The organism is Borreliella burgdorferi B31 (assembly GCF_000008685.2).
Classification (GTDB): Bacteria; Spirochaetota; Spirochaetia; order Borreliales; family Borreliaceae; genus Borreliella; species Borreliella burgdorferi.
Map to the genome: position 1 here is coordinate 875,145 of NC_001318.1, position 13,089 is coordinate 888,233.

Here is a 13,089-nt window from a genome sequence, read left to right on the forward strand (position 1 = left end):
TTTATATATTGTATTATAATATATAAATATAATTTAAGAATTAAAAAAAGTGAGAGTATTTTGTGAGCAATTATAAAATTCTGCATACTTCAGATTGGCACATTGGAAAAAAAATTGAAAATTTTTCAATTCTTAAGGAGCAGAAAAATTTTTTATATTTTCTTTTAGAATTTATTAAAAAAGAAAATATAGATCTTTTACTTGTTGCCGGGGATGTTTATGATTCCAAAAGGCCTGGGTTTGAAGAGCAAAGATTAGTGAATAATTTTTTTTATGAACTTTCTTTTACTTCTTGTAAATGGTGTGTGGTTATTTCTGGAAATCATGACAAAAAGGATTATTTGAGTATAAATAAAAAACTTCTCTCACGGTTTAATTTTTTTTTAATAACTGAATATGATTCTGATGAGCAAATAGTTTTATTAAAAGATAATGGAAATCTTAAGTTTATTGTTGTTTGTCTTCCGCATATAAATGAAAGGCTTATTTTAGGTCAAAATTTTGACAATATTTTTGGACTGGAAGATCAGTATTCCAGCAAACTATTTCTTGAAAATTTAGAAAATGCCTACAGAGAAAAAATATCAAATTTATCTAATTTTTTAGAAAACAAGTATAAAGGAATTCCTAAGATATTAATGGCGCATTCTTTTTTTGGCAGCAGTAAAAAGATTGACACCTTGGGAGGTAGTTATATTATCCCTTTTAATGTTTTTGGAAATGGTTTTTCTTATGTTGCTCTTGGGCATATTCATAAGTTCATGAAACTAAGAGATAATATTGTTTATTCAGGATCTCCTATGCAATATTCATTTAATGAGACCTGTGATAAATACATAAACGTTTTACATTTTAATGACAATAAATTAATCTTGCAAGAAGCATTTCCGGTGCCGATTTTCAATAAATTAATCTTTGCTAAAGGTTCTTTAAATGAAGTTCTTGATTTTTTGGCTAATTCCAAAAAAGAAGAGTCTTTTACTATTTATTTGAAAATTGAACTTAATGAGGCAGTTGATACTAGCGCTGAGGAGTCTATTTATGATTTAGCAAGGCTTAATTTTATGAATTTAGTTTCTATTTCCTATTCTTTACCCTCAAGTCAGGATTTGCAAGACGATTCCAACTTTATTGGAGAACTTGAAGTGCTTGAAATGGATGAAAAATATTTTTTTGAGAAAAAGTTGAGATGGGATTTTGAGAACGGTGTTATTAGGGATATCAAATTTAAGGAAGAAGAGCTTATTTCTCTTTTTAACGAGGTTTTAGCTAACGGATATTTGGGTGAATATGAGGATAAATAAGCTCATATTTAAAAATATTGCTTCTTATAAAGGCGAACATGAGTTGAATTTCGATACACTTCTTTTAAGACAATCGGGCATTTTTTTAATTTCTGGTAATACTGGATCAGGCAAAAGCACCATTTTAGATTGCATAACTTTGGCACTATATGCTCGTGTTTACAGACTTGGAAAAAAAATTGTAGATATTATATCAAAAGGCGAGACTAGCGCTTATGTTAAATTAACGTTTACTATTTCTGGGAAGATTTATGAATCTTTTGTTGAGCTTAATGTAAAAAATATAGAGACTCCTAAGAGCATGTTGCTTAATTGTTTTTTTGATAATAGGATTATAGAGGGTCGAACCGATGTTTTAGAGCATATTAAAAGTCTTTGTCGATTAGACTTTAACCAATTTTGTCAAACTGTAATTTTACCACAAGGCAATTTTCAAGAATTTTTAACGTCAACTCCCAAAGAGAAAGCTGCAATAATTGATAATATTTTTAATTTGAAAAAATATGATAATTTGGAATTTTATTTAAAAAGTGATTTTGAGCGCACAAAGTTTAATATAGATAAATTGTTGAATTCTGAATCTTATGAAAAATCAATTCTTGATTATGATGAGAGTGAGTGTAAATCCCTTAAAGGTTATTTGGATTTGGTTGATATTGATCGATTAGAAATTGATCTTGAAAATATTAGAAGAGCTATTTCTTTATGTAATCAGGCAATAGCGTCTAATGAGAGATATTTGGGCTTGGAAATTGAAATGTCTTCTCTAAACGATCAATTATCTTCTCAGATTAAATATTTAAATTCTTTAGAGAAGGATCATTCCCTTCAAAAGAAATTAAAAGAAAATTTGGATTTGGATCGAAAAGTTTATTTATGTTCAGATTTTTGGAGTTTGAAAAATTTAGTTGCTGTACAAGGCGAATTGTTTAATGATATTGGATTGCTTGATTTAGAACTTTCAAAAGTGATGAATAATTTAGAAGAAATTAAAGATTTGTATAGCAATGATTTTAATTTTAATTATGTTAAGGAGCTTTATAATAAAAATTGCAATCTTTTTAATTTAAAACTTGTTGAGAATGATTATCAAAGCTTGCTTTTAAGGAAAAATAGTCTTGAGGATGAAAAAAAAGAATTATTAAGATCTCAGAGCAAAAAAAATGATGAGATTAAAAGCATTTCTTCTGAGAAATCTAATTTTGATTTTGACAAATATGTTTACTATGAAGCATTAAAATTGTTCCAAACTTTTAATGATGAGTTGATTTCAAAATATAGAGATAGGCTAGAATTTTTATTAAAATCTACTGGCAAAGAAGATTTTAATAAAAATAAGGAAAAAAATATTATTAAGATTGACTTGTATAAAGAGTTGTTAAAATATCTTGATGATAAAAATTTTTCTATTGAGAGTGATAAAGAGAAGCTAAAATATATTGAGGCTGAATATAAAAATTATCAGCATAAAGATAAATTATCGCTTTGCAGTTTGAAAGAGCTTTACGCTTTAAATTCAAAGCTTCATTTGATACAAAATCAAATTGATGAGCTTAAATATCAGCTATCTTGTAGACAAGAAGAAATCTCTAAACAAGAGGTTAATGCTTTGGAGTTTGAAAAGAATAATGCTGAAATTTTAAGATTGATTGGAAAAAATTTATTTGACAAATACATAAATTATTTTGACAGAGAAAAAATTTTAGCATTTGAAAATAAATTAGAAAAGCTTGAACAATTTAAGGCTAAGAAAAAAGATTTAAAAATTGAAATTTCTTTGAAAAATAAAAATTTTGATCAAAATCTTTTAAAGATTAAGGATTTATTGTTAAAACTTAATTTAAATTTAAGTTTTAATGATTATTCTTCTTTGGAAAGGGAATTTAATGTTGTTTTGGCTAAGCAGAAAAGTGTGGAAAATGAATGGAATATGCTTGTTTTAAATCTTAAAAATTTAGAAGATTTAAAAATTAAAACCGAAACACAAATTAAATTTACAAAGGAATCTATATTGACTTTAAAAGCGAGATTAAATGAAGAGCAAAATAATTTTATTAATCTAATTTCAAATTTAAAAAATGTTTTTTTTAGTTCATTTTCTTTTGAATCAACAACTGACTTAGAGCAAATTAATAAGAATAGTCTGTCTTTTTTGCAAAAATTGAGTTTATCAATTAGTTCTAAGCTTGAATTTTTATCCAGAGATATTGAAAAGTATAAAATCAAGCTTTTAAATTTTCAAACTCTTCAAAAAAAGATTAATCAACAAAAAATTAATTTAGACTCGCTAAGGGGTGAATTAAATCTTGCTAAAGAAAGGAAAGATAAGCTAGATGTATTAAGGAAGGTCGTTATTAGATCTTCTGGATTGAAATATTATGTTCAAACTTTTTTAATTAATGATATTTTAAGACTGGCAAATGAAAAGTATTTAAGGTGGATTTTTCCTGATTTTGAGCTCAAAACGAACAAAGAGAGCAAAGAGTTTGATTTTTTAATTGAAGACAAAAAAGATGTTAATAAAATAAGAACGGTAAAAACTTTGTCTGGGGGTGAGAAATTTCTTGTGTCTTTAGCTTTGTCCTTAGCTTTATCTGATAAAATAAGGGATAGTGAGTTAAAAATAGAGGCTTTTTTTCTAGATGAAGGTTTTGGCAATCTTGATGAAGATACTTTGGCTCAAGTTATGCCTAAGCTTTCTAAGTTTCAAATGATGACTGGGCGACAAATTGGCATAATTTCCCATGTTTCTTATTTGAAGGAGATGATTAAAGCGCAAATAGTTATAAACAAGATTTCTAAAATTTCTTATATTGCTATAGAAAATTTATGATCATTTATGTACAATTAGGCCTTGAGGATAAATATGAAACATTATTTAGCGATTGATATTGGCGGGACTAGTACCAAATATTCGCTTTCAGATTCAAGCGGTGTTTTTTTTGATAAAAATGAAATAAGCACAGGTGCTACTTCTGACGAACAAGTAAATATTTTAGTTAATATTATTAATTCTTACAAAGAATCAAGTGATATTGCGGGAGTTGCAATTTGTATTCCTGGGTTTGTTGATCTTAAGGGAAATGTTCTTAGGGTAAATGCTATTTCTGGATTTGTTAATTATCCTTTAAAAGAGCGATTAGAATCTTTAACCGGAGTAAGTACAGAGATTGAAAATGATGCTAATTGTGTAGCCTTAGCAGAAAAATTTAAGGGTAATGCTATTGACTCTAATAATTTTATTGCTATAACTCTTGGCACAGGAATTGGTGCTGGAATTTTTGCAAATGGCAAGCTTTTAAGAGGAAATTCTTTTATGTCCGGAGAGGTTGGATTTATGATTACTGGAGGTATTAGCAACAATATTCCCTTTAATTGCAAATGGGAATCCATTGCGTCTGTTTCGGCTTTAAGAAAAAGAGTTGCTATGCGATTAGGAAAACCTTTAAAAGAGGTTTCAGGAGAATTTGTTTTTGATCTAGCTGAGAATGGGAATATTCATGCCAAAAATGAAGTTGATAGATTTTTTGAGAATTTGTCATTTGGTATTTTTAATTTAACTTTTATTTTGAATCCTGAAAAAATTTTGATCGGAGGAGGAATAAGCGCAAGACCCGATTTAATAGATAGAATATATGAAAAATTAGAAAATTTATGGTCTTTAGAAATGGCTTTTGATAATAATAATAATATAAAAAATCTTGTAGCACTTGAGCCTACTAAATTTAATAATGAATCTGGTAAAATTGGAGCTTTGTTTCATTATTTTACTTGCAAAAATCAAAATAATACCTCATTTTAGTGGAGTGGCAGAAATTTTAGGTTTGAATATTTGAAGCTAGTTTTTCTATAAGGCTTTCAACACTAGATTTTTGAATATTAAATTCTATTTCAACCGTATTTTGGTCTTTTATTGTGGTCTTTATGTGGCTTGATATTGTGAGGTTTGTCATGTTTGTCAAGACGGTTGGAATTAACTTTTTTGACAATATTTTTAGTATTGGTGGATTATTTGTTTTGATTAAGGATTTAAAAATATATTCTTCTTGATTTAAGCTGTTTATAGACAAAGTTCCACTGCTAAAGGGAATTAAATTTTTGCTGCTTACTATTTGGTTTGGGAGCAATAATGTTGGATCTTGAATCCAAAAAAACATTTCATTTTTTTCTATTTCCCCAATATATTTTGTTGTTAGCATATTATTGTCTTTTGCGGTTATATCTTTTTGGGTTATTGCAATGCTAGTTCTAGCTTTGTTTGGAATAATGTATATATTTGAATTTTTAAGTTTCCATTTTGGATTTGTAAATATATTGCCTATTGATTCTGTATTTCTATTTTTATGAATTCCCCAGAAAATATCTTTTGGGAAATTACCCATTATTAGTAGAGCAAAATCGTTATTTTCTTTTTTATAGCTAAAGTATAAATTGCTTATAAGCCCAAGAACTGATTTATATTTAGGGCTTAAAGAGTTATAAATAGACCTGTTTTTAATTAAATTTACATGGGCGTATAAATTTGCGCCAGGTAAAAGTTCCATTAAGTAATTTAGATTTTGTTTTGGAGGAGTGTAAGGCAGGCTTGCGCATCCCACTATGAGGCATGAAATGGTAATTATTTTTGTTAATGTTTTTAACATTTTTCAATTCCTATTAGTGTAAATATGTCATCGGCAAGGTTTATTTTTTTTTCTAGCTTACTTTTGTTTAATATGATATTTAAGGCTAATGTTTCAGTTTTAATGTATTTTTCAAATTTATTTAGCATTTCTTTCAAAGTTTCATTATTTTCTATGTATAAATTTATTCTATCGCTAACATCAAAATTTTTTTCTTTTCTTAAATTTTGTATTTGCCTTACAAATTCTCTTGTCAGCCCTTCCAAGTACAACTCTTTAGTGATTAGTGAGTCTATTCCTATTGTAATGGATTCTTCATTTATTACTTTTAAGTTCTCTTTTTCTTCTCTTTCTAATATTATATCATTTAATGATAAATAATGCTTTGCATTGGCTACTTTTATCTCGTAGGATGTTCCATTTATTATTTTTATTATGTCTTCATTTTTTAGCTTGCTAATTTCAGTAGATACCGCTTTCATATCTTTTCCAAGCTTTTTCCCAAGTTCTTTAAAGTTTGCTTTTGCTTTGTAAGTTATAAGCTCCTCTTCGTTAGCTTTTATTTTCATTTCTTTTGCATTTATTTCATCTAATATTATTTCTTGCATTTCCATTAGCATATTTTGTTCATTTTGATTTTTTGTGACGATATATATCGTACTAATAGGCATGCGTATTTTTATATTGTGCAATGATCTGAGTGATCTTGCCATTGAAGTTATTTTTCTTGCGAGATTTATTTTCTCTTCAATTGTTTTGTTAATGAAATTTTCATTTGCTTTTGGATAATCGTTAAGGTGTATTGATTGTTTGTCTTCATCAGTTTTTAAATTTTGATAAATCTCTTCTGTTATAAATGGAATAAAAGGTGCAAGTAAAATCATTAAAGTTTTGATTGCATAATATAATGTTTCGTAGGCATCATTTTTGTCTTTATCGTTTTCTGATTTCCAAAATCTTCGCCTTGATCTTCTTATGTACCAATTGTTTAATTTATCTATAAATTCAAGTAAAGATTCTATTGATTTTGTTAGATTGTATTTGTCTATTTCTGTATTTAGTATTTTTTTTAGACTTTCAAGTTCGCTTATGATCCATTTGTCAAGGTTATTGTTTTTAGCCAGGCTGAGATTTTTTGGAGGTTTGAATTTATCAATTATTGCATAAGTTGTGAAAAATGAATAAGCGTTCCAAATGGGTATTATTATATTTTTAAGAACGTCTCTTACTCCATTGTCGCTATATTTTAAATCATCAGCTTTAACTACAGGGCTCATTATTAAATAAAGCCTTAAAGCATCAGCTCCGAAGGTGTTTATTACTTGCATTGGGTCTGTATAATTTTTAAAGGATTTTGACATTTTTCTTCCATCGCTTGAAAGCACAAGTCCATTTACAATAACGTTTTTGAATGCTGTGTTTTCAAAAAGAGCAGTTCCCAGGATTGTAAGAGTATAAAACCATCCTCTTGTTTGATCTAGACCTTCTGCAATAAAGTCAGCAGGAAATATATTTTTAAAATTAATTTCATTTGTGAATGGATAATGGTTGCTTGCGTAAGGCATTGCTCCAGATTCAAACCAACAATCGAGAACCTCGCTTGTTCTGATAAATTTGCCACCGTCTTTGCTTGGCCAGGTTATTTTATCTATTTGGTCTTTATGTAAGTCTTCGATTTTTTGGCCAGATAGGTTTTCAAGCTCTTTTTTTGATCCAATGCAAATTTTTTTTCCTGTTTTTGAGCATATCCAAATTGGAATTGGATTTCCCCAAAATCTGTTTCTGCTTATTGCCCAATCTTTTGCATTTTCTAACCATTTTCCAAATCTTCCTTTTTTTAAATGGGCTGGCATCCAATTAATTTTTTCATTTACCTCTAAAAGTTTGGTTTTTATTTTTTCTACATTTACAAACCACGAACTTATTGGTCTGTAAATAATTGGGCAGTTTGTTCTATAACAAAATGGATACCTGTGTAGATAATTTTCTCTTTTGAATAAAAAATTGCGTAATTTTAGGTTTTCTATTATTTTTTTATCAGCATCTTTTACAAAAAGTCCTTTAAAATCTTTTACCTGATTTGTAAATTTACATTCAGCATCTAAGGGGTCTATTATATCGACATTTGTGTGTTTTTTGAGTATTCTGTAGTCTTCTTCTCCAAAAGGAGCAATATGAACAATTCCTGTTCCATCGTCAGTTGTAACATAATCAGCTGTGTGTACCTTGAAAGCCCCCTTATCTTTTTGTTCTAAAAAGTAGTTAAAAATAGGTTCATATTCTATGCCTTCAAGCTTGCTGCCTTTGAATTTTTCTATAATAGTATATGAATTTTCATCATCGTAATAGCTATTAAGCTTTTTTGATCCAAGTATTAAAATCTCTTCTTTTGTTTTGTCAAAAATTTTAGAATATTCTATTTCTTGTCCTACTGCAATTCCAAGGTTTGAGGGCAATGTCCAGGGGGTGGTTGTCCACACTAGTAAGTATTCGTTTTTATCTTTTATTTTAAATTTTATTGTTAATGATGGGTCATTGACTTCTTTATATTCTCCAAGATTCACTTCGAAATTTGAAAGCGGAGTTGCAAGCTTTGGGGAATAGGGTAGTACATAGTAACTTTCGTAGATTAAACCTTTTTCATAAAGATTTTTAAATACCCACCACACGGATTCCATGAAGCTTATATCCATGGTTTTGTAACCCTTTTCAAAATCTACCCATCGTCCAAGTCTCAAGATTATATTTTTCCATTCTTCTGTATATCTAAGTACTATTTTTCTGCATTCTTTGTTAAAATTTTCAATGCCATAATTTTCTATTTCGTATTTTCCAGAAATTCCCAATTTTTTTTCTACTTCGTATTCAACAGGTAGTCCGTGAGTATCCCATCCAAAATTTCTTTTAACATACTTGCCTTGCATTGTTTGATATCTTGGAATTATGTCTTTTATTGTGTTTGGAACAAAATGTCCAAAATGAGGAAGTCCTGTTGCAAAAGGCGGTCCGTCATAAAATGTAAATTCTTCACATCCTTCTCTCTGCTTTATTGATTTTTCAAAGATCTTATTGTCATTCCAAAATTTTAATATTTTTTCTTCTATTTTAGGAAAATTTGCCTTGTTTTCTACTTTTTTAAACATATTATAATTCCTCTTTATTCTATTATTATTTTTTCTTTTTCTAAATAAATCGTTATTTTATTTATGTTTTGATTTTCAGCTATTTTGGTGATAATATTTTCTTCTATTTTCCCCTTTATTGCAGCAATTACGCTTCTTGCTCCTGAATTTTTTTTATAGTATTTTGTGGTTATGAATTTGTCAACATCTTTTTTTATTTCTATCTCGATTCCTTTAGAGTGAAATTTTGTTTTAAGGGTGTTTAAGTAGTTTTTGCAAATTTCTTCTACATTTTCCTTTGTAAGGATATTTAGGATGATTTTTTTTTGAATTCTGTCTAAAAAGGATAATTTAAATCTTTTTTCAAGATCTTGGTTTATTTCTTCTTTAAAGCTTTTTGTTTCTAAGCTTTTTTGTTGATTTTTGTTGAATCCAATATTTTTTTCTCCAAGAAGCATTCTAGATCCAATGTTTGTAGTCATTATTATAATTGTGTTTTTAAATAGTATTTTATCTTCTTTGCTGTCAATAAGTTCTCCGTTTTCAAGCATTCGACTTATTAGGTTTAATACAGAGCTGTGGGCATTTTCAATATTTTCAAACAATATTAAAGTTTCAAATGAATGTCTTAATTTATTTGTCAGAATGCCTCCATCAGAGTAGCCTACGTATCCTGGATTTGTGCCAATTAATTTTGAAATAGAGTTTTCTTCTTTATAGTCTGACATATCTAGTTTTAATACTGAATTTTGATCTTTGATAATTTTTTTAGATATTTCATCAGTTAAAGCAGTTTTTCCACATCCACTTGATCCTATTAACAATATTGAAGTTAAAGGCTTAGAATCGTCATTAAGTCCAAGTTTGACTTTAATAATTTCTTTGATAAGTTCGCTTACCGCATGTTTTTGTCCGATCACCTTTTTATTTATTTCGCTTTCTATTTCTTTTAATTCTAAAATTTCTTCTTTAGTGTTATTTGCTGTTTTAATAGATAATATTTCATTTATTGCCTTTTGTATATCATCTGATGTTATGATGTTGTCTTTTGTAAGTTCTTCCTTTTTAATTGCGCCGGCAATGTCTATTATATCTATTGCTTTATCTGGAAATCTTTTATTTATTAGATATTTGGATGAAAGTTTTACTATATTTAAAAGCGCGCTTTTTTCATAGATCACTCCATGATAGTCTTCAAAATTTTTTGCAATATTTTCGATTATTTTTAGTGTATCTTTTTCATCAGGCTCTTTTACGGTAATTGTTTGGAATCTTCTGGCGAATGCTTTGTCTTTTGAAATATATTTTCGATATTCATTGTAAGTAGTTGCGCCAATAATTTGTATTTCAGCTCTAGAAAGTGATGGTTTTAGTATATTTGATGCATCAAGAGCTCCTTCAGAGTTTCCAGCTCCTATTAGAGTGTGTATTTCGTCAATAAATATGATTGTGTTTTTGTTTTTTTCAATATACTTAATTATATTATTTAAACGATCTTCAAACTCGCCTCTATATTTTGTTCCCGATACCAAGTTTGAAACCTTAAGCATTAGAATTGTTTTGTCTTGTAGTTTGCTACTTATTTTTTTTTGCACTATGCTTGATGCAAGGCCTTCAACTATTGCTGTTTTTCCCACACCAGGTTCGCCTATTAGCATTGCACTATTTTTATTTCTTCTCAAGAGTATATTTGTAAGAGTTTTAATCTCTGCTTCTCTTCCAACCAAGGGGTCTAATTTTTTGGCTTTTGCAAGTGCTGTTAAATTTTTGACATACTTTCCAATTTCAAAGTGCTCATTTTCAAGTCGTATTTCTTCATCAAATTCTTTGTAGGTTTCAATTAATCTTATTTTATTTTTTTCCATGTATTCTAATATATTTTGATCTTTAAAGTTAAAGCTAGATTTACTTAGTTTATGTTTTTTAAGAAGTTTTTTATTTTTTAATATTTGATAAAAAATTTCTTTTGCCCCTATTAAAGGTTTGGATTTAAATTCCTTTTTAGCTTCTTTTATGAGAGCAAAGATTTCTTTATTGATTTTGGGAATAATTATTTCGTTTTTTTCTATTAAAATTTTCTCTAATTTATCTATTTCAGATATAACTTCTTGTTTAATGTTTTTTAGAGTTTTGCTATCTATAAATTTTATTTCGGATTTTTTGGGAGTGGTAATTATAGACATTAATAAGTGCCAAATTGAAACCTCTTTATTTTTATTTTTTCTTGCAATTTCTTTTGAGTCTATTTCTACCAAATTTATTAAATTTTCTGTTATGTTAATATTTTTTTATCTCCATCTTTATTGCATTTATTATATCAAATATTTTATGTTTTTCCTTATACTCTAGTTTTACAGATATGTAAAATTTAATTTTCGGCTCTGTTCCAGAGGGTCTTACAATTATTGCAATTTCGTTTTCAAGTATAAATTTTATTGCGTTTATGGGGTATTTATATTCTTTAATTTCTGAAATTTCATTTTTAAAGTTAATCTTTTTAAGAGTTTTATAGTCTAATTTTTCAATTATTTTAATTCCTGCAAATTGTACTTTTTGTTCTTTTCTTAGTTTTAGCATTAACTTTTCTCTTTGAATTTCTCCATTGGCCCCCTCAAAGTTTTTTTCTATATTAAATTCTTCATAATATCCAAATTCTTTGTATATCTTTTCAAGATAATCCTTAATTGTTTGTTGTTTGGCTTTTAAGTCAAGTGCTAAAGAACAAATTCCTTTTATGGCTGAAAATGCATCCTTATCTCTAACCTTTCTTCCTATTAGATATCCATGACTTTCTTCGCATGCAAAAGCAAATTTTTTATTTGGTTCATTTTTTTCCATTTCATTAATTAAGCTTCCTATCCATTTAAATCCTGTGTAAGTTCTAAAAATTTGAGAACCATATTTTTTTGCAATTTTTTCTAGCATTGGTGTTGTTACAAACGATGATATTACAAATGTATTTTTAGGATTTTTTTCTTTTGAGAGTATATAGTTCATTAAAATGCATGATATTTGATTTCCGTTTAAGAATATCCATTCGTTTTGATCTTTAAATGCAATCCCTATTCTGTCGGCATCTGGATCTGTTGCAAGGGCAATGTCACAATCTTTTTTTTTTGCAAGCTCTATTACTTTAAGCATTGATGTTTGTTTTTCTGGATTAGGATAATTTATTGTTGGAAATTCAGGGTTTGGTAGTATTTGATTTTTTTCTAAAAAAAGCCGTATTTTGCTATTTGCAAAGAGTTTTTTTATTATGGTCCCACCGGTGCCATGTAATGCTGTGTAGGCTATTTTTAAGTTTGTTTCTTTGCTATTCTTTTCAAAATCAGGCAATTCTTTGTTTATTGCTTTCACATACTCTTCGTCTATTTCATTGCCAAGTTCTTTGATGATCCCTTTTTCAATGCCTTCTTTTATGGTAATTGTATTTATTATGTTTTTTGTATTTTTAATTTCATTAGTTATTAGTGTGTCATGAGGTGGTATTATTTGGATTCCACCTTTCCAATATGCTTTATATCCATTATATTCTTTTGAATTATGACTTGCTGTTATCATAACGCCAGCATCACAGTCAAATTTTCTTATTGTATAAGATAGTTGTGGGGAAGGTCTTAAACTTTTATATATATATGTTTCAAAATTATTTGAGGCAAAAATTTGAGCAGCATTGTAAGCAAATTCTTTTGAAAAATATCTTGAATCATAGCTTATTGCAACTTTAGGGTTTTTGTTTATTTTAAGTATGTAATTGCATATTCCTTGGCTTATTTTTTTTATATTATATGTGTTCATGTAACATGTTCCAGCTCCAATGATTCCCCTTATTCCAGCAGTGCCAAATTCTAGATCTTTGTAAAATCTATTTAAAATTTCTGTTGAATTATTTGTTTTTTGAATTTTTATTGCTTCTTCTTTAAAATGCATATCTTCTTCAAGAAGAATATAATTTTTCAATTTTCTTTTAGCTTCGATTTTTAGCATCAATATTTCCTTTTATTTTATTAAACAAAGATTAATTAAATTATATTGATTTAT

The 13,089-nt window shown here is 27.8% G+C and carries 7 protein-coding genes; 3 read left to right on the plus strand and 4 right to left on the minus strand.

Going from position 1 to position 13,089, the window contains the following annotated elements; all coding sequences use genetic code 11:
• Positions 1 to 62 precede the first annotated feature (62 nt).
• From BB_RS04200 to BB_RS04210, 3 genes are read left to right on the plus strand one after another with little or no spacing between them, the layout of a single operon-like run.
• On the plus strand, positions 63 to 1,304 hold the full coding sequence (locus BB_RS04200; RefSeq protein ID WP_010889831.1) for an exonuclease SbcCD subunit D: 1,242 nt from the start codon (positions 63 to 65) through the stop codon (positions 1,302 to 1,304).
• Complete coding sequence (locus BB_RS04205) at positions 1,291 to 4,137, plus strand: AAA family ATPase (protein WP_020948810.1); 2,847 nt, start codon at positions 1,291 to 1,293, stop codon at positions 4,135 to 4,137. The genes BB_RS04200 and BB_RS04205 overlap by 14 nt, the downstream gene beginning before the upstream one ends.
• Before the next feature lie 33 nt (positions 4,138 to 4,170).
• Positions 4,171 to 5,106, plus strand: coding sequence for an ROK family protein (locus tag BB_RS04210; RefSeq protein WP_002660752.1), 936 nt, complete (start codon positions 4,171 to 4,173; stop codon positions 5,104 to 5,106).
• Positions 5,107 to 5,122: 16 nt separating this feature from the next.
• Here the strand turns inward: BB_RS04210 and BB_RS04215 are convergent, their stop codons facing one another.
• Genes BB_RS04215 through BB_RS04230 form a run of 4 tightly spaced genes read right to left on the minus strand, consistent with a single transcriptional unit; the run spans position 5,123 to position 13,035 of the window.
• On the minus strand, positions 5,123 to 5,947 hold the full coding sequence (locus tag BB_RS04215) for a lipoprotein (protein WP_002662320.1): 825 nt from the start codon (positions 5,945 to 5,947) through the stop codon (positions 5,123 to 5,125).
• Positions 5,941 to 9,069, minus strand: a complete 3,129-nt coding sequence (ileS, locus tag BB_RS04220; RefSeq protein WP_010889833.1) for an isoleucine--tRNA ligase — start codon at positions 9,067 to 9,069, stop codon at positions 5,941 to 5,943. Before ileS ends, BB_RS04215 begins: the two co-directional genes overlap by 7 nt.
• 14 nt (positions 9,070 to 9,083) lie before the next feature.
• On the minus strand, positions 9,084 to 11,303 hold the full coding sequence (locus tag BB_RS04225) for an AAA family ATPase (protein WP_010889834.1): 2,220 nt from the start codon (positions 11,301 to 11,303) through the stop codon (positions 9,084 to 9,086).
• 22 nt (positions 11,304 to 11,325) lie between these two features.
• Positions 11,326 to 13,035: a phospho-sugar mutase gene (locus BB_RS04230; RefSeq protein WP_010889835.1), complete on the minus strand. Its 1,710-nt coding sequence runs from the start codon at positions 13,033 to 13,035 to the stop codon at positions 11,326 to 11,328.
• Between the last annotated feature and the right edge of the window lie 54 nt (positions 13,036 to 13,089).

Excerpts from the sequence above, each read along its gene's own strand:
- BB_RS04205 (WP_020948810.1), top strand. The coding sequence starts at position 1,291 with ATGAGGATAAATAAGCTCATATTTAAAAATATTGCTTCTTATAAAGGC.
- BB_RS04210 (WP_002660752.1), top strand. The coding sequence starts at position 4,171 with ATGAAACATTATTTAGCGATTGATATTGGCGGGACTAGTACCAAATAT.
- BB_RS04215 (WP_002662320.1), bottom strand. The coding sequence starts at position 5,947 with ATGTTAAAAACATTAACAAAAATAATTACCATTTCATGCCTCATAGTG.
- ileS (WP_010889833.1), bottom strand. The coding sequence starts at position 9,069 with ATGTTTAAAAAAGTAGAAAACAAGGCAAATTTTCCTAAAATAGAAGAA.
- BB_RS04230 (WP_010889835.1), bottom strand. The coding sequence starts at position 13,035 with ATGCTAAAAATCGAAGCTAAAAGAAAATTGAAAAATTATATTCTTCTT.